15 protein-coding genes are annotated in these 19619 nt (G+C 44.7%); 9 read left to right on the forward strand and 6 right to left on the reverse strand.

The window, feature by feature from the left end:
- Positions 1 to 6: 6 nt before the first annotated feature.
- The 5 genes from H0W44_01980 to pilG form a co-directional block, all read right to left on the reverse strand.
- Positions 7 to 5772: an Hpt domain-containing protein gene (locus H0W44_01980; protein MBA3581201.1), complete on the reverse strand. Its 5766-nt coding sequence runs from the start codon at positions 5770 to 5772 to the stop codon at positions 7 to 9.
- Positions 5773 to 5805: 33 nt separating this feature from the next.
- Complete coding sequence (locus tag H0W44_01985) at positions 5806 to 7866, reverse strand: type IV pili methyl-accepting chemotaxis transducer N-terminal domain-containing protein (GenBank protein ID MBA3581202.1); 2061 nt, start codon at positions 7864 to 7866, stop codon at positions 5806 to 5808.
- Positions 7867 to 7933: 67 nt separating this feature from the next.
- The gene (locus H0W44_01990) at positions 7934 to 8488 is read right to left on the reverse strand and encodes a chemotaxis protein CheW (GenBank protein MBA3581203.1); all 555 of its coding nucleotides are present in this window, start codon (positions 8486 to 8488) and stop codon (positions 7934 to 7936) included.
- Positions 8488 to 8853: a twitching motility response regulator PilH gene (gene pilH / locus H0W44_01995; protein MBA3581204.1), complete on the reverse strand. Its 366-nt coding sequence runs from the start codon at positions 8851 to 8853 to the stop codon at positions 8488 to 8490. Before pilH ends, H0W44_01990 begins: the two co-directional genes overlap by 1 nt.
- Positions 8854 to 8908: 55 nt before the next feature.
- Positions 8909 to 9292 carry a twitching motility response regulator PilG gene (gene pilG, locus H0W44_02000; protein MBA3581205.1) on the reverse strand — a complete coding sequence of 128 codons (384 nt, stop codon included), beginning with the start codon at positions 9290 to 9292 and terminating at the stop codon, positions 8909 to 8911.
- Positions 9293 to 9654: 362 nt separating this feature from the next.
- Here pilG and gshA point away from each other — a divergent pair, with 362 nt between their 5' ends.
- From gshA to H0W44_02045, 9 genes are all read left to right on the forward strand, one after another.
- Complete coding sequence (gene gshA / locus H0W44_02005; protein ID MBA3581206.1) at positions 9655 to 10971, forward strand: glutamate--cysteine ligase; 1317 nt, start codon at positions 9655 to 9657, stop codon at positions 10969 to 10971.
- A 43-nt stretch (positions 10972 to 11014) separates the two neighbouring features.
- The gene (gene gshB, locus H0W44_02010) at positions 11015 to 11977 is read left to right on the forward strand and encodes a glutathione synthase (protein ID MBA3581207.1); all 963 of its coding nucleotides are present in this window, start codon (positions 11015 to 11017) and stop codon (positions 11975 to 11977) included.
- 38 nt (positions 11978 to 12015) lie between these two features.
- A complete protein-coding gene (locus H0W44_02015) occupies positions 12016 to 12813 on the forward strand; it encodes a hypothetical protein (protein ID MBA3581208.1) in 798 nt (265 codons plus the stop codon).
- An 85-nt stretch (positions 12814 to 12898) separates the two neighbouring features.
- Positions 12899 to 13828, forward strand: coding sequence for an energy transducer TonB (locus tag H0W44_02020; GenBank protein ID MBA3581209.1), 930 nt, complete (start codon positions 12899 to 12901; stop codon positions 13826 to 13828).
- A gap of 43 nt (positions 13829 to 13871) precedes the next feature.
- Positions 13872 to 14435, forward strand: a complete 564-nt coding sequence (locus tag H0W44_02025; GenBank protein MBA3581210.1) for a YqgE/AlgH family protein — start codon at positions 13872 to 13874, stop codon at positions 14433 to 14435.
- Positions 14428 to 14886, forward strand: coding sequence for a Holliday junction resolvase RuvX (gene ruvX / locus H0W44_02030; protein ID MBA3581211.1), 459 nt, complete (start codon positions 14428 to 14430; stop codon positions 14884 to 14886). The genes H0W44_02025 and ruvX overlap by 8 nt, the downstream gene beginning before the upstream one ends.
- 76 nt (positions 14887 to 14962) lie before the next feature.
- Positions 14963 to 15943, forward strand: a complete 981-nt coding sequence (locus H0W44_02035; protein MBA3581212.1) for an aspartate carbamoyltransferase catalytic subunit — start codon at positions 14963 to 14965, stop codon at positions 15941 to 15943.
- Complete coding sequence (locus tag H0W44_02040; protein MBA3581213.1) at positions 15940 to 17223, forward strand: dihydroorotase; 1284 nt, start codon at positions 15940 to 15942, stop codon at positions 17221 to 17223. The genes H0W44_02035 and H0W44_02040 overlap by 4 nt, the downstream gene beginning before the upstream one ends.
- Positions 17224 to 17310: 87 nt before the next feature.
- Positions 17311 to 17730 carry a BLUF domain-containing protein gene (locus H0W44_02045; GenBank protein MBA3581214.1) on the forward strand — a complete coding sequence of 140 codons (420 nt, stop codon included), beginning with the start codon at positions 17311 to 17313 and terminating at the stop codon, positions 17728 to 17730.
- Between the two features lie 238 nt (positions 17731 to 17968).
- Here H0W44_02045 and H0W44_02050 read toward each other — a convergent pair whose 3' ends face one another.
- Positions 17969 to 19276, reverse strand: a complete 1308-nt coding sequence (locus tag H0W44_02050; protein MBA3581215.1) for a hypothetical protein — start codon at positions 19274 to 19276, stop codon at positions 17969 to 17971.
- Positions 19277 to 19619 lie beyond the last annotated feature (343 nt).

A 19619-nucleotide genomic window follows, 5' to 3' on the forward strand; every position in this document is an offset into this window, starting at 1 on the left:
TCACTCCTAGACAGATTCGCGACCTAATAAAGCATCAATTTCTTGCATTAATTCCACTTCTTGGAAAGGTTTGCCTAAATAACGCTCAACGCCAATTTTGCGTGCACGTTCTCGATGTTTTTCGCCGGTGCGAGAAGTAATCATAATAATGGGAATGTGTTGCAAACGCGGATCACCGCGCACATGCGAAGCCAATTCGAAACCATCCATACGTGGCATTTCAATATCCATCAAGAACAAATCAGGTATATGATCACGTAATTGTTCAATTGCGTCTAAACCATCTTTAGCCGTTAGAATTTCTAAATTATGCCGCGCCAAAATACGCGCGGTTACTTTACGAATGGTGATTGAATCATCCACTATCATGACTACGTGTTTGCTACGAGTTGCGTGCGTAATGGTTTGTTCAACTTGTTGTTCTTCCGCTTCTGCTTCAAATTGCGTTAGCGCTGTATCGCGCTCTGAACGCATTAATGCGCCAGGTTCTAAAATTAACGCAACACGACCATCAGCTAAGATCGTGGCACCCGATATGCCGGGCAAAGAAGAAATTTGTGAACCCACGGGTTTTACGACGATTTCGCGACGACCCAACATATTATCAACATAAGCTGCTAGGCGGCGTTCGCCCGCGCGGATAAGCAATAATGAAAACTGAGTTTCGGTATTTAAATTAGCGGGTTTAGGTACTGCTAAAACCGAACCCAAATAGAACATGTGATAAGCATCACCGGCATATTGATACTCTGTTACTTCCCCACTGAGATTTTTTTCAACATCTTGATTTGATATACGCGCGACACCTTCGATGACCGCTAAGGAAATAGCGTAAACATCTTCGCCGACTTGAATTAATAGTGCCTGATTAATCGCTAAGGTTAATGGCAAACGAATACTAAAAACAGTACCTTTGCCTTTCTTCGAATTAATGATTAATGAACCGCCTAACTCTTTAATTTCAGTATCCACTACGTCCATGCCGACACCACGACCGGCAAGTTGGCTCACGCTATCCGCGGTACTAAAACCTTCGTGCAAAATAAACTGCATGACTTCTTGATCACTGCGAGGATCATTGGCGGCCATCAAACCTTTTTCAATGGCTTTGCGTCGAATAATGGCAGGATCAATGCCGCGGCCATCATCAGCGACATTCATAACAATATAAGAGCCGTCGCGTTCAATGGAGACTTGAATAATACCCGTTTCATTTTTATCAGCAGCACGACGTTCTTCGGGTGTTTCAATGCCGTGAAACACCGCGTTGCGCAGCATATGCTCTAACGGTGCCAACATCCGATCTTGCACGCTACGATCAATTTCTTGCTCCGCGCCTAAGACTCTTAATTCGACTTTCTTTTTTAATTGTTGTGCCGTTTGACGCACCAAACGACGCAATCGATTGGTTAAGCCTTCGAAACGCACCATGCGAGTTTGCAGTAATTCTTCTTGCAACTCGGTGCTAACACGCGATTGCTGCAACACCATTACTTCTGAATCACGTACCAAATCACCTAAGGCATCACGAATATTTTCAATATCATTGGCGCTTTCAGCTAAAGAACGCGATAGCTGTTGCATATTAGAATAACGATCCATTTCTAAGGGATCAAAATCTTCATTTGGATTATCCATTTCTCGTTCAACACGCGAAGCAATTTGCGCTTCGGTTTGCATATCCATATCACGTAACTGCAAGCGCAAACGACGTACTGTTTGTTCTAATTCACCTAAGTTGAAAGTAATATCGGTAAATTGTTTACCTAATCGAGATTGATAAATATTTACTTCGCCAGCAAAATTTACCATCGCATCTAAACGATCAGCACGTACGCGAATCAAATCTTGTTGGATTTGTGTAGCCGCACTCGGTAAATCTTTATCGCCGACATCAGTGACATCGGGCATGTCAAAACCAATCGCTTGCTTCGCATCCATTTCGCGACGCACTGCTAACATTTGCGCTTCAGCCGATGATACGTCTGCTGCAAAAATCACATTCGACCCCGTTTTTTCGGGCTCTTCGGGCACTTGTACGGCCTGATGGACAGCGGTGGTTTCTGGCAGATTGCCGTGCCGCGCAGCTTCCAATAACGCAGCATATTCAGGCGTTAGATAGGGCATTTGTCCTTGTCGCACTTGTTCTAACATGCTGGACAATCGATCCACTGCTTCTTGTAATACTCGTTGCAAAGCCGGTGTCATCTTTAGTTTTTTGTTGCCGATAGGAATAAATAAAGATTCCATGGCATGCGCTAAATCGCCGATGCCCGACAAACTCGCCATATGCGCACTGCCTTTTAAGGTATGCAACTGACGCAAGATTTCTGAAAAACTTTCTGTGCTATAACCTGACTCTAACCAGGTCTGCAATGCATGATCGGTGGATTCCACCATATCAGGCGCTTCTTCCATAAATATATCGAGCAACTCAGAATCTATTTCTTCGGTAATCATCGAACCGGTTTTTTGTTGTTGCGTTTCTCGAAACGATTCAACCCGCGGCTGGCTTTGCGCCAAACATTCCTGCAAGCGTATTGTTAAATTTTGCTCGTCAATTAATTCTGCGGTGTGTTCGTGCAAGTATTCCAAACTAGCGTCAACATAACGCACTAATTCATCTAATAAACTTAATTCTAATGCGGCCCATTGCTCACCTAGTTCGATGAGATTATTAGAATGCAACTCCATCGCTTTGGCCATTTCAGCCATGCCTTTACATTTCGCAGTTTTAGCGCTGCCGTGCATAGTATGTAAAGCACGAATTAAAACTTCTTTGTCTTTTGCTGTTACGTTGGTGTGTCGAGCTGTTTGAGTAAAGCCGGTGATAACTTTATTGAGATGACGAACTTCATCGGTAAATATTTCTAATAGTACAGAGTCAATCTGTACTGCGGGGCCGACGTTTGTCGGGAGCTTTTTTGCAGTATCAATCTCCTCTTCCAGAGACAACAACTCTATTTCATCGTTATCACTGCTGTCATTATCGGCTTCAGCAAAAAAATCTTCGTGGCCAAACTCATCTAAAGAAGGTTCTTCTAAATTAATTCCATCGAGCTCGGCTATTAAAGAATCACTAGCAGAAGGCGTTTCAATGTTAGCGAATTGATCTAGTTCATCTATATCAGCAAAATTATCTAATTCAATAGAATCCGTACTGCGTCGTGCGGCCATGGGCACACTAGTTGTTTCCAACATAATTTCTTCGCGCGCCATTTCTTCGCCGCCGAAATTATCGTCATCGCCGATATCATTACTGACATCACCATCAGCAACTTCTAATAAAATTTGTTCGGATTCAGCCGGTTCTTCCGCAAGCGTGGATTCATCCATGCGACGTAATGCACCTAACGACACTTGTTCTGCCTGCTGCATTAATTCAAAAACATTATCGGCGGGTTGTTCGTCGCCGCGCAGCTGCGCAATAAGTTGCGGCAGAACGGTAATTGCTTCTTCAATGACTGCAAATAATGCAGGCGAAGTATTAATAGTGCCTTCAATAAAACGATTCAACATCGTTTCCATCGCCCAAGCAAACTCACCAATGAGCGTTGCGCCCATCAATCGGCCACTGCCTTTTAAGGTATGGAAAGAACGACGAATAGTGGTAACCGCTTCACCGCTGCCATGATCTTGTTGCCACAGCGGGAAATATTCATTTAAGCGATTTAATTCTTCTAATGCTTCTTCAATAAAAATTTCTAGAATTTCTTCATCGGCATCTTGGCCAATAATTTGCAGATGCGCGTATTTCTCTGTCAGTTCCGCATGGCTAAGGAGGCGTTTTTTAGAAACTGGAACCGTCGCAGCGGGAGCTGATGCAATTACTCTCGATGAGAAATTCATTTCATCATCAACAACCGCTGCATCGATATCAAGTGAATGTATGTCTGAACTTAAGTCAGCCGCTAAGGCGGATAACTCGCCCGTTATATCTTCTAAAGTAGGGCCATTACCTTCGCCGTCAACCGCCTCAAACTCAGAGGTTAAATCATCTAAACTGATGCCATCGTCTTCAAAAATATTGTCGTCATTTTCATATTCTGAAACATCGCCCTGCACATTACCTGAACGCAAGCGTGACAATGCATCTTCTGCCGCTGCCACGTATAAATCCATTTCCATACGATTTTCAGCGGCCGCCTCAAGAAAACATTCTATGTTGGTGACAACATCCGCTAGGCGATCTTGTTCCCGCTCCGATAATGGGCGCGGTTTAGCAATTAAGGTTTGTACAAAATAATCGTGCATGCCTGCAATCACGCCCACCACAGCGTCTAAAGGCGAAACGAACATTGCGCCGGCTAACTCTTTTAATGCTGGTGGAATTTCTTTTAAATGCTCGACTTCGTTATCTTGGACATAACGTAAAAATGCATCTTTTAATCGCGAAATGTTTTTATAAGCTTCATTTACAACCGCACCAATAACACGTTGATTATCGGAAGTGGTTTTATTATCGGCTTCACTAACACGCGCATTAACATTGGCTGGTTCTGGCTGACGATGATGAACATAGGCTTCAAGTTCATTTTCGACAATCAACAAAACGCCGGCGGCTTGCATCAATGCATTTTCTGATGGTGCAGTATCTAGTTTAATAGCGGCGTCTAATTTATTACGGCCATCTAATACGCTTTCGCGTGCTCCGCCCATTCCCAACATGCCTAAGGTATCAGCAATCTTGGTATATAAAGGTAAGACTTCCCGAATACGATTAATATCTTTATTGGCCGTCTCCGCGAAGATTTCGAGCAAATCTTTGGCTTGATTAACATCTTCATGCACCGCTTCCGCGACTTTTTCTAGCAGCTCTTGAGTTGGCCCGGTCATTTGTTGTTCGGCGCGCGCGCGATCTTCATCACTCGCTAAATAACGATCTAAATTAAAATCTTTTTGAACTTGCACGATAGTGTCGCTAACTGGTTTAGCGCGTGCTACGTAATACAGAATGTTTTTTGTGAGTTGTTCTGGTAACGTTTTGACAAAGGTTTTTTCGGGTTGCTCGCTCAGATTTTTTATTTGTCTATCAACTTTACCCATTAAAGACTTCAATGCAACGCTCGCATCAACACCTTTTTTTGCTAAGGCTTCAGTAATCGCGAGTGACACCCACCATAAACGCCGACTCGCATCATCATTAGCGGCGCGGCGTAAGCGACTAATCACTTGCCGCATGCGCTTTAAACCCGCTTCTGAATCTTGGCCTTTAAACCAACCTAACAAGCCTAATTGATAGTGATGACGCAATTGTTTGGCGAGCGCTTGGATATCTTCGCCACTGCTTTTTTGTGCAGCACTTGCCGCACCATCGTAAGTACCCGTAGCAACAGAGGTATCAGGAAAGAACAAAACATTTTCAGATAATAAAGCCGCATTGCGACAAGCACGTAAATCATTTAATAAAGGCAACAACACCATTGGCACGTCTTTATTGCCAGCAGCCAAACTATCAAGATAACTGGGTAATTTAAAAACCGCTGCTAATAAAACTTCTTCTGCATTTTCACGGTTGGGAACAGTGTCATCGCGTAAACCACGAACCACTTCTTCCATTTCTTCGCATAATAAAGACGCGCCATATATTTCAACAAGCGACAAAGTCCCGCGGACTTGGCGTAATAAATTAATAATTTCATCAAGACGTCCGCGATCATCTGGTGCTTCAATAAAAGCTTCCAACATCCGTTGAATTTCAACGATGATCTGCTGGAGCTCTTCTTTAACCCATTTGAGCGAATTAAATTGGACTGTGTTTCCCAACTGCATAATGAAAACCCGGAGCTAGCTCGCAAGCCCGCTCTAGTTAATCGCCACAGTGGTGACATCACCGGATTCTGGCAGCTTAAAGCCCGAAACTGATTGCCGTAATTCGTTGGCTAGTTCCGTTAAGTTACCTACCGATTGACTTGCTTCGCCCGTACCTTCATACGTTTCTTTAGTAATGTTTTGAATAACATTCATTGATTGTGAAATCTCAATTGCATTTCCAGCTTGTTCACTCGCTTGACGTGAAATGCCTTGAATCAAATCTGCCAGTTGTTTAGAAACCGATTCAATTTCATTCAACGCCGCGCCCGCATCTTCTGCGAGTTTCGCACCCGTTACTACACCCGCGGTGCTTTGTTCCATCGAACTGACCGCTTCATTCGTATCCGCCTGAATGGTTTCAACCAGCACGGAGATCTGTTTTGTTGCAGCCGAGGCACGTTCTGCCAAACGCTGAACTTCGTCCGCGACCACCGCGAAACCGCGGCCCGCATCACCGGCCGATGAAGCCTGAATGGCGGCGTTTAACGCTAGAATATTCGTACGGTCGGCAATATCAGTAATCAGCAATACGATTTCACCGATCTGTTGCGATGATTCACCCAATCGTTTAATTCGTTTTGACGTTTCTTGAATCGTTTCACGAATGGAATCCATACCTTCAATATTACGACGCACCGTTTCCGCACCTTTATGCGCGATCTCAACTGACTTCAGCGCTACTTCTGAAGAATTCAAAGCGTTCTTCGATACTTGCTCCATGGTTTTCGCCATGCGCGAAATAGCATTGGTAGTAGTCGTAATTTCACTAGTTTGTTGTTGCGATGCATCGGTCAAACGATTCGCAATATTTTGCGTTTGACGAGTCGCTTGCGATACCCGCGCTACTGTATTGTGAATAGCTTCTACCAACGAACGCAATGCGTCGATAGAGAAATTAATAGAATCCGCAATAGCGCCGGTAATATCTTCCGTTACGGTCGCGTGCGCGGTTAAATCACCTTCTGCAAGGTGAGTCATTTCATCTAGTAAACGCAAAATAGCTTCTTGATTACGACGATTAATTTCTTGTGATTCGGCCGCACGATAACGCGCATCGCGGAACTGTAATACAGTTAACAAGCCAGCAGAAAATACCGTGATCAAAGCGGCCAAAATACCTACCACAATCGTCCCGCCATTTTGATCATCTAATTCATTAATGGCTTTTTCTAAACGTACGGCAGCTTCTAATAACTCAGGAGATGTTAATTGAATATCTCCTGCTGCATCTTTTACTTCAGACAACAACGGCGCTTGAGTAACAATCGTCGCTACCGCACCCTCCACTGACGTAACAATTTTTTGGGCTTGCACTAATTTTGTTACTGCTCGATCCGATTTAACGCGCGGAATGTTTAATTCTTGGCTGCCATGTAATAGACCATCTAGTACGCGACCAAAGAAATCAAAGTCGCGACCAAACTGCTCAACTGCGGTTGCCGCTTCTTGATTGCCATTTAAAATTAAATTCAAGTTACTTTGAGCACGCTCAACAAATAAAGATTGTCGCGATGCCATATATAAAGTTTGCATATTGTTGGCGTCTTGCACCAAATCACCGGCCGAACTTTCCACTATACTTTCAATCTCTTTAAGCGCTTTCGTTACTTCAGTTACGCGCGCTGCCACATTCTTAACTGAATCGCGATTACTGATAATGACATTTATGTTCAACAGGAAGTCTTGCTCCCATTTGTTGACCATGTTTTCCAAATCTTTTTCTGGTGTTTCAGGAAACGCAGGCAAACCTGTTTCAGGATTACCATTGCGAATAATATTCAACGTTTCTTGAAAACGATCGCGATATTTTTCTAAGCGTTCAAACGCAGCAGAGTTACCGCTGGCGGCTTCTACCGCAGTGGTAGTAATGCGTTGCGACAGTAATTTTTGTTCGGCAATGTAACCCAGGTTTTCACTATTGAATTGATTCATAAACCATGCAAACAAGAACGTGATGATAACGACCACCAACGATACAAAACCGGCAACGGCAACGAAAAACTTCAATGCATTGCCTACTAGCAATCCACGAAAATCCGTCGGTCTGCGCATGCTTTGGCCAAATAAACCCATAACTACTCTCCGTTAAATGCTTTACACAAACGAGATGTCTTCAGCATCACGCGTGCTGCCGTTCGGCAATGTCTAAAAATTTTTCATTCATCGTAAACGCATGGAAATCAAAAACGGGCCATGAATCATAGCCGCGTCGAAAATGACCTTTCGTATACGGCGCGAGCTTTTCATCAACGATGGCTTGCGCATTTACAAATTCTTCTGCGCTCAAGTTCTTCAAACCTGTCACGCCGGTTACTACCAAACCCACTAGCGACGTACCTAAACGAAACAAAATAGTCCGATCCCCGCGTTTTACCGTGCGCCGCGTATCATACAAGTAACCATGAACATCCATGATCGGCACTAACGTGCCACGCACATTCGCAATACCGTAAAACCAAAAACGGCTCCAAGGGATCCGTGTGCAATTAACCGTTTCTAAAATTTCCGATACTTGATCCATATTAACGATCAATTCGGTTTCACCAATTTTAAAACCTAAACCACGCCATTCGGTAGTTTTCTGCAACGTCCGATGTTGTCCACGACCTTCACGCGCACGTGCATGTGCGTCTAACTCTTTTAACAATACCACCGGCGTTACATTTGCCGGCATCAAACGCTGCCTAATAAAGAGCCTAACCGGCCAATTAAATCATCTTCTTCTACCGGCTTGACCAAATAATCCAAAGCGCCTTGACGCATGCCCCATACTTTATCGGTAGCACCGCCTTTGGTGGTCAACATAATGATGGGGATATTCGCCGTACGCGCATCTTTAGTCAGTTGGCGCGTGGCTTGAAAACCATTCATGCCGGGCATTACCACATCCATCAAAATGGCATCGGGTAATTCGGTTTGCGCTAAACGCACGCCATCTTCACCGGTGTTCGCTACCAATACCTCATAATGATGCTTTTCAAGGTAGGTTTTAACGACATAGGTTTCAGTAGGGGAATCATCAACAACTAAAATTTTCATGGCCGTCTCTCCAGCAGACAACGTACGTTCATTCCTTGGAATTTTGTTTTACGCATTAACTGCCAACATGCTCTTTAATAGCGCCTAACAAATCCTCTTTAGTAAAAGGTTTGGTTAAGTATTTTTCAGAACCGACAATACGGCCCCGCGCGCGATCAAAAATGCTGTCTTTGCTCGACAACATCACCACTGGCGTGGATTTAAACATGCTGTTGTTTTTAATCAGCGCACACGTTTGATAACCATCCAAACGCGGCATCATGATGTCGACAAAAATAATGTCGGGTTTGTGCTCACTGATTTTAGCTAAAGCCTCAAAACCATCACTCGCGGTGATAACTTCGCAGCCCACTTTTTTAAGTAAACTTTCGGCAGTTCGCCGAATAGTTTTACTATCATCAATGACCATGACCTTGAGGCCAGTTAATTCTTCGCTCATAAGCCTACGTGATCTTTGTCGCGGTTATCCATTATCCGGTTATGCCTTCAAGGCAATAACCAGCTGTTTTTTGTTCGTCCCCATAGGCCAAACGCACTCGGGGTCGAGCGTTCCAAAATGTAGCCCAACTGACTCTTCTAAGCAATAAAAATGCACACAAAATAAGCCACTTAGCCGATATTCTTGATGATTGGCTTAAAATCACTCATTACTCTCTAACTATTGTTATCCGACCGCCTAAAAAATTCCCACGAGCACGCCATTCGCTTACTCCAACAAAATATCCACGACGCTAAATAAACGAAGCGCGGCCTTATTCAGCTAAACTACCACAACGCTCTTTTCTCACATGGTATCAAACGATGAATGCTCCCATTTTTCAGGCAGTCCCCCATTTAACGACTGCGAGCAACGGTCCTTTGCACCAGATCGAGTCGCGTTTATTGACCCGCCAAACCGATATCGAAACTTGGTTTCGCCAACGCTGGCTACAAACTCCCGCGCCTTTTTATGCCTCCGTGGATTTGCGCAATGCCGGCTTTAAACTGGCGCCCGTAGATACCAACTTATTCCCCGCCGGTTTTAATAATTTAAACCCCGCCTTTTTCCCCTTAGCTATCCATGCCGTGCAATCGGCGATGGAACGTTTATGTCCTAACGCGTGCGACATTTTGCTAGTCCCAGAAAACCACACACGTAATCTTTACTATCTTGATAGCGTTGCCACGCTCAAACACATCATTGAACAAGCAGGCTACAAAGTTCGAATTGGTTCTTTATTGCCCGATATCGGCAGCGGCATGACCATTGATAATTTACCGTCGGGGCGTTCTTTACAACTGGAGCCATTATTACGTGAAGGTAATCGCCTTAAATTGCAGGACTATAATCCTTGCGTGGTGTTACTGAATAACGACCTAAGTGGTGGTCGCCCGCCTATCTTAGAAAATCTGGAACAAATCGTTATTCCCCCGTTGGCATTAGGTTGGATTAATCGTCTTAAATCCCAACATTTTGCGATTTACCACGATCTTGCTACCGAATTCGCCGAACTTATTGATATTGATCCGTGGTTTATCGATCCGTTATTTCGCAACTGCGGCCAAATTGATTTTATGAGCCGGGAAGGTACCGAATGCTTAGAACACGCGGTAGGCGAATTATTAGCGTCCATTGGTGTGAAGTACCGGAAAAATGGCATTGATCGCAAACCCCATGTATTTGTCAAAGCGGATGCCGGCACCTACGGTATGGGCATTATGAGCGTCTCCAGTGTTGACGAAATTCGTCACCTGAATCGCAAACAACGCACCAGCATGAGCTCCGCAAAAGAAGGTTTACGCGTACAACGGGTATTGATTCAAGAAGGTGTTTATACCTCTGAAACGATAGGCGAAAATGCGTCCGCCGAACCGGTGGTCTATATGGTGGGACATTATGTGATCGGTGGCTTTTATCGCGTGCACTCGCAAAAAACCTCGATGGAAAATTTAAATTCACCCGGCATGCACTTTGAACCATTAGCCTTTGTTGAGCCTTGCAATGTACCTGATAAAACCCAACAACCCGATGCAATACCCAACCGTTTTTATGCTTACGGCGCTATTGCGCGTTTAGCGTTGTTAGCTGCTGCCAAAGAAATCGCTCAACAAAGCACGATCGTGATAAACGAATCATAAAATACGTGATCACTCATTTAAAAATAAAACGAGAATTGTAAACATGTCGCTACGACTAGGCGTGCTGATGGATCCCATCGAACGCATCAATCCTAAAAAAGATTCTACGCTCGCAATGTTGCTCGCCGCGCAAGCACGCGGTTGGTCTTTGCACTACATGACAACGGCCGATATCTATACGCGTGACGGCCAAGCACACGCGCAACTCGCCACACTGCGCGTGTTTAATGACACTAAACATTGGTTTGAAATAGAAGCCAGCACTCTCACCACTGCGGATTTAGATATCGTGTTAATGCGTGTCGATCCTCCGTTTAACATGGAATACATCTACGCCACTTATTGGCTAGAACAACTCGCACAAAATCACGGCACGCTCATTGTGAATAATCCTGCGGCGCTGCGTAATTTCAGCGAAAAATACACTATCAGTCGCTTCCCGGATTTATGCGCGCCGACACTGATCACGAATCAACGCTCACGCATCCGCGAATTTCTTGCTGAACAACAAGATATCGTCGTTAAACCTTTGGATGGGATGGGCGGGCAATCGGTATTCCGTTTACAAAATGGCGATGGCAATACCGGGGTTATTCTCGAAACACTGACCCAACACGATCACGTCACTATTATGGCGCAACGGTATTTACCAGCGATCAAACAAGGTGATAAACGGGTTTTAGTTATTAACGGCAAACCCGTTGAATATGCTTTAGCGCGCATCCCTTCGGAAGGCGAATTGCGCGGCAATCTTGCCGCAGGTGGTCGCGGCGAAGCGCAAATTTTAACCGCGCGGGATCGCGTGATCGCAGAAGAAGTCGGCGTATTTTTAAAAGCCGAAGGCATATTATTCGCGGGGCTCGATATTATTGGCGAATACCTAACAGAAATTAATATCACCAGCCCTACTTGCATTCGAGAACTCGATGCTCAGTGCAATCTAAATATCGCGAATGACTTACTCGAAATAATTGAACAACAGCTACTTGTAAAATTTAAAAAATAATTTATAAAATTAGCTAATCGGGTACCGGCGGGAACACTATGTCGACTTCATGGAAACAAAAAACAAAATCTAGCGATGCTTGGTTAGGGCAATTCAGTCGGCTGCGCGCATTTTCCGTGCACTTAATAATCGGTTTAGTTATTTTTTCAATATTATCGGCATTAATCATTTTTATTTGGTATCCCGCTGCCTTGTTTTATACCGACGGCGGTTGGCAAGGTTTACGAATTATTGCGGGTGTCGACATCGTCCTAGGCCCAGCACTCACGCTCATGTTTTTTAAGAAACACAAACCTGGTCTTACGCTGGATGTCAGCGTTATTGCCACATTACAAATCATCGCCTTAATAATAGGCATCATCACTGTCTACCATAGCAGACCGGCAGTCATCACTTTTGCAAGCAATGCCGCCATCGGTTTTACTCCGTCACAATTAAAAGATGCGCAGAATCAACTTGCGGCATTAAACATTCAAGCCGATACACCGAATACCAACCTAGTCAGCTGGCCTGCGCTTTATGAAATTGTGCCGCCTACCGACAAGGCGCAACGTAAAACATTTTTCAACGAAATGTATAAAGCGGGTTATCCCATTCCGCATTTACGCATAGATCAATACAATTCTCTGCAAAATCGTTTACCGACTACAGCCGCCGTTAATATTGAAAACGCAGTAGATGCTGCCACCTTGAAAGAAATTCTGTCCAAATACAAAATCGATCAGGGCGATCTGCTTTTTTATCGCTACAGCCCACGTTACACAAATGACACCGTTTTTATTGTGCTCGATAAAAACACGCACGAAGTGCTGGACTATTTGTTAGTAAATAAATAAACCAACACCCAACTTCCTCCGTTCGATAATGGCTAGCTAATTTAAAGTAGTTATCCATGCGCTGTTGGCGGTAGAATCGCCTCACATGTTGAAAGAAAACTTATCAGCCATCCATCCAACGTCGGCAACCACACAAATGTTGCTGCCCACGCCTGCGGCGCTAAAAATTAGCGCGGCAGATCGTTTAAGCCTAACTTTATTTTTAGCGGCGGCGGCGCATGCGGTGCTTATTTTAGGCGTGTCTTTTGTACCGGGTGACTTGGCTAATTTAAAGCCGCCACCGACGCTGGATATTATTCTGGTGCAACAACACGACAATGATCGCCCCGACGAAGCCGATTATCTCGCGCAAACCTCGCAAACCGGCGGCGGCACGTCGGAAGAACGTGCGCGACCCAGTGATTTATTTGCTTCAACCGAACCTTCTATTAATCAAGGCATCGCGCCCCAACCCATGGAAGCCGGCAAAATAAAACCGCTCACACAAGAACAAATGCGGGTGCTAACACAATTACAAGCGGAAGAAAAAACCGCGCTCACTGAAGCGATGGAAAAAACCGAACCGACTGTTAATGAAGAAGAAAAACCGTTTGAATATGATTTAGAAATCGCCCGATTAACGGCCGAACTCAATCAATCAATGGATACTTATGCAAAACGTCCGACTAAATTAGTCGTTAGCGCCAGCACTCATGAAATTGTATCTGCACAATACATGCAGCAATGGGTAGAAAAAATCGAACGCTTAGGCAATATCAATTACCCTAATGAAGCGCGTGTAAAAAAACTCGAAGGCGATTTGATTCTAGAAGTCGAATTAAAATGGGATGGCAGCATTGTTGCGATTCGTTTAATTCAATCATCAGGTCATCGCATTTTAGATGACGCTGCGAAACGCGTTGTTGAAATGGGCACACCGTATCCACCGTTCCCACCTAATCTGCGTAAAAAAGCCGATCATTTACAAATTGTGCGCACCTGGCAATTTCAGCAAGGCGATTTACAAACACATTAACTGTCTGGCGCCGATTTAATATATAAGTACTCAACACAGGACAATCATGTCAGCAACCCATCTTGCACATCATTTTTTGCTCGCCATGCCCGCGTTAAAAAATCCGCATTTTTTCCATGCGCTCATTTACATTTGCGAACATGATGATGACGGCACCATGGGCATCGTCTTAAATCGAATTACAGAATATCGTGTCGGTGAATTATTTGGTCAACTCGGCATTCGCGATGCCGACAAAAATACCAAAGAACGTTTGTTATTAGCAGGCGGGCCCATGCAAGCAGAACGCGGTTTTATTTTGCATAGACCCAGCGGTGATTGGGAAGCCAGCCTTACCGTGCAAGACGATGTCACCTTAACGTCTTCACGCGATATTTTAGAAGTCATTGCGCAAGGCAAAGGTCCCGCCGAGAATATTATTGCGCTCGGTTACGCCGGCTGGTCACCTGGACAATTGGAACAAGAAATCGCCGACAGCGCGTGGTTAACCATGCCCGCTGATAGCGATATGATATTTAACACGCCACCCGATAAATTATGGCAAAGCGCTGCGCATGCCATGGGTGTAGATCTTAATTTACTCAGCTCACAAACAGGTCATGCCTGAAAATCCCGTCATCAATTCGCTATTAGGATTCGATTTTGGTTTGAAGCGTATCGGCGTAGCCAGTGGCCAAACGTTTACTAACACCGCATCGCCGGTAGCCATTGTTGATGCTAAAGACGGTGAACCCGATTGGTTAGCACTGGATAAATTAGTTCGCGAATGGCGCCCACATGGATTAGTCGTGGGCTTACCGCTATTCCCTGATGGCAGTCCTGGCGATATGACTGAGCCCGCCAAACGTTTTGCCAAAGCACTAGAACTACGTTTTCAATTGCCGGTGTTTTTACAAAACGAAGCTTTAAGTTCTCGTGAAGCGGATAGCCTGATGCAACACCAACGCGCCACTGGCATTCGCAATCGCAAAGTCCGCAAAGGTGATAATGATCGCGTCGCCGCGAGTTTAATTTTGCAGCGCTGGTTGGCCCAGCAACAAAATCTAAAATCTTCCTAACGCCACACTCTAAAATTCGCTGCGTGTTCGGCCCGCATTCCCGCTATAATGGCCTCCCTTACGCGGCTAAGACGGCATGAGCACCCACAACCTGCAATTAACTCCCGATGGGAAACTGCAACACCTGCTCGACACCGAGGGTTTATCCCGTTCGCTGATAGAACATATTCTCGATCAATCTGAATCTTTTATTGATCTCAATACTGCCTCTATAAAAAAAGTGCCTTTGCTACAAGGCAAAACCGTCGCCAATTTATTTTTTGAAACCAGCACACGCACACGCACCACGTTTGAACTCGCAGCCAAACGCTTATCAGCGGATGTACTCAACGTTAATATCGCGACATCTGCAACCTCGAAAGGCGAAACGCTGCTCGACACCATCAAAAATATTGAAGCGATGCACAGCGATATGTTTGTCGTGCGTCACGCCGATAGCGGTGCGGTGAATTTTCTTGCGCAACATGTTGCGCCCCACGTTAGCGTCATTAACGCAGGTGATGGTCGACACGCACATCCCACCCAAGCATTATTAGATTTATTTACGATACGTCGTCACAAAACAGATTTCAAAAAACTACGCATCGCAATCGTCGGTGACATCTTGCACTCTCGCGTTGCACGCTCACAAATTCACGCTTTAAAAACGATGGCCACCGCTGAAATTCGCGTCATTGCACCACGTACTTTACTACCGACCTCTATTGCACAATGGGGTGTCAGCGTTTTTCATGACTTACAACAAGGTCTACGCGATGTGGATGTCATCATCATGTTGCGCTTACAAAAAGAACGTATGCAAAGTGGTTTATTACCCAGCGAACATGAGTTTTATCACAGCTATGGTTTAACCCCTGAACGTTTGCGTCTAGCAAAACCTGATGCGATCGTGATGCATCCGGGGCCTGCGAATCGCGGTGTTGAAATTGCATCCAGCGTTGCCGACGGGCCGCAATCAGTCATTCTCGAACAAGTAACTAATGGTATTGCAGTGCGCATGGCGGTGATGGCAATGACACTGCAAAATCGTCAACAAACAGCGAGTGCAAAAACATGAGCACGCGCATTGTCATTCAAAACGGTCGCTTGCTGGATCCCGCGAATAAATTAGATCGCGTCGCTCATCTTTATATTGAACAAGGTGTCATTGTTGGCATCGACAAAACGCCCGCCAATTTTAAAGCCGATCACATTATCGACGCGAATAAACAGTGGGTGATTCCTGGTGTTGTTGATTTAGCAGCACGTCTACGCGAACCTGGCGCAGAATATAAAACCACGATCGCAACCGAAACACGCGCCGCTGCCAATGCCGGCATTACTACTTTATGTTTACCACCGGATACCGATCCGGTGATTGACGAACCCGCTGTAGTCGAACTGATACAACAGCGCGCACTGAGCGCAGGCGGCGCTAAATTACAAACCTTAGGCGCGTTAACGGTTGGATTAAAAGGCGAACAACTCAGTGAAATGTTGGCGTTAAAACAAGCGGGATGTTTAGGTGTTTCTAATGCGTTTAAACCCTTAAGTAATAATCGCGTGTTACGCCGCGCGTTTGAATACGCTGCTACTTTCGATTTAACCGTACACATTTCACCCATGGATCTGGCGCTGTCCGCCGATGGCGTGGCGCACGATGGTTACATCGCCGCGCAACTCGGTTTAATGGGTATTCCCGTGTCAGCTGAAACCAGTGCGCTAGCGCAATGTTTAATTTTGATTGAAGAAGTCGGCGTTAAAGCCCATTTCGGACGTTTATCTGCAGCGCGCAGCGTCGAAATGATTGCAGTTGCCAAACAGCGCGGTTTAAACATCACCGCCGATGTAGCCGCGCATCAATTACTTTTAAATGATTCCGCCATTGCGCACTTCGACGCGCGCGCTCATGTACTGCCGCCACTGCGCGATGAAACTGATCGCTTAGGATTATTAGCAGGTATTCGTAACGGCAGCATCGATGCTATTTGCTCCGATCATCAACCACACGAAAGTGATGCGAAAGCAAATCCATTTCCGATGACAGCGCCCGGAATTTCCGCGCTAGAAACGTTATTGCCACTTTGCTTAAAACTGGTAGCGACGCAACAACTAGATTTATCGACCGTACTAACCTGTCTGACGCGCAAACCCGCAGAAATTTTGGGTTTATCAGTAGGACAATTAGCCGTAAACACACCCGCCGATATCGCCATTATTAATCCCAATGCCAACTGGACTCTCAATTCCGCACAGATGATTAGTCGCGGCCATAACACGCCGTTTGATGGTTGGGCATTTAATCATCAAGTACAACTCACACTTGTAAATGGCAAAATAATCGAACGCGATCTGTAATATTTTATTAAACCCAACGTCATCTCCGCCGCTAAGCACTTTCTGTGATTGCAAAAAATTCATACCGTCCGCGAAGATGGAGTTCTTATGTTTTTCATGATTTATGTCAGTTCTGCAACCCAACCTTTTTCTACAGAACAACTACGCGATTTATTAAGCGTAAGCCGCGCCAACAATACAACCCTAAACATTAGCGGCATGCTGCTATATAAAGACGGCAACTTTATGCAAAGCTTAGAAGGCGAAGAATCAGTAGTACGCGCACTCTATGAAAAAATATCGCTGGATAACAGACACAAAGGCACCTTGGTTTTATTACAAGACAACGTCGAAGTAAGACAATTTCCCGATTGGTCGATGGGATTCAAAAACCTAGATAACGAAAATAACGAATCGTTGCCGGGATATAATGAATTAATGAATTATCGTTTTACTGGCGAAGAGTTTTCAGCAAACCCTACACAAGCACAGAAATTATTATTGAGCTTTAAAAAGAATATGGGGTGATCGTCAAATTTTTTACAATCAATTAAACCCTCATGCTAAAACGCTTTTTAGCGAATGGGGCGCAATAAACAACGGGCATAGCGCCGTATGAAAATATAATTTTGAACTCAAAAAGTCTGACCCCTTGATTTTCTATCTTGCCAAACGGATATTTTGAAGCGCCGATCCTTCTGTTGTTCGCCGACTGGTTTTATCGCGATTTCATTTTTATCTGCGTCCCAAGAAAATGCTTGTCCACTCACAGGATGAGTCGCCCATTCTGGGTGTTGTTGAATAAATGCGGGAATCTCTTTAGTCGTAATTTTTTGGCGACGAATCTCATAACCCAACTTAACCATGCGCTGTAGCGCAGCAGCATCGTAAGCACGCAAGGGGTAGTTTCGTACATTGAAGCACCGATCGCTAATAAGGTTTTGCCCATAGGGTTGTACGCGAAATTAAGTCCAAAGCTCAGATTTTTCCTCATCCAAGTCGAGTATGCATCACGAGCTACGTAAACGTTTTCTGGTTCGGCGTCAGTCATCTTAGTCAATTGTTGTATTACTTTTGAGTTCAGATTTACTGTTGCGCGTGCTTTGTAAAAATGGAGGCTGAAGCGACTCCAATAACGTTCCCACCATTTTGGCGTATCTCCCGCTATTGCGTTGCGAATATCAAATTGCGCGTCTGCGTCACGAGACATTCGATCCCATATACTTGTCATCGTCCTAAACTCGTAGGTGAACATCTTGCCAATTTTCCAGTCGTCTTGGTCGAACTGCATCACCATATGATCGAGTTCCGTTGAAAAACTTGACAGATCGATAGTGCTATCCGCAATCATGTCGGCCAGCATTAAATAGTCTCCTTGTAGATATGCAACGGCACTCATCTTTGAAACTAGATCGCCCTCTCCCATCAACATAGCGCGCCAAACACGAATATCTCCGTCTAAATCCATAAGTGCTGCTTTTTGTTGGTGTAGATTTTGACTTTTCATCTGCACTGCAAAATTGACAAGAAACAAAGATCGTATTTGTGATGATGGATAGATCAGCGGGGAATATAAGCTCGGTGTCGCAGTGTCGTAGTAGCCTGTAAAGTTTTTTAAGGCGAGATAACGTTGGTACAGTTCTCGGTTGTCATCGAGTAACTTCTCAATCTCGTCTTTGTGATTCTCGATTTTGTCCCAACACGACGTTTGCAACGGATGGCAGAAATCGAGCTTGCCTTTGAAGTCGAGTAACCGTGGATTTTTTTTCGACACATCCTCGAGCGCAATACGCGGATCTTTAAGTCTGGCCTCTAGACCGACTTCGTATTCTTTGACTTTTTCGAGACCAAAGGCAACCGGTGACTCACCCATTGGAGCATCAGACCCCAATAAGGCCAAGTAAAGATTTTGATCGGCGCTAAACTGATTAGGAGGCGCAGTAAGTAGAACCGTCGTCTCTGGTGCAAGATCTTCGTCAAAGAAGTTAATCGCAATCATCACCAGCAGCAAACCAACTGCAAACGCGAATACCCATAGCAAGCCCTTGGAGAGCCATCGCCAAATCGTTTTCATCTTACGTACCTGCCTGATAAAGCGTTGATGAGAAATATCATCATGACCTTAATTTTAAGATGACTATCCATTCTCCTACTCGATCCCATTAAAAATTACGACTGCTTGATTCATAATCAAAGGGCGAGACTGGATTGATATTCTTACTAATCGAAATTCATTCACTATTTCATCAAGACTCATAAATCACTCCATTGGGCTCCAGATCATTCACAATATTTTTTAATTTTATTTGCTGCCCATGCTTCTGTTTGCAAACATCTTCAGGCGAAAGTACAACACGCTCTTTCGCTGCATTTGTTTGCGATAATATGCTCATTACGGAATCGATCTTGGTCATAGA

The sequence above is a fragment of the Gammaproteobacteria bacterium genome (assembly GCA_013817245.1).
In the GTDB taxonomy this organism is placed as follows: domain Bacteria; phylum Pseudomonadota; class Gammaproteobacteria; order HTCC5015; family HTCC5015; genus JACDDA01.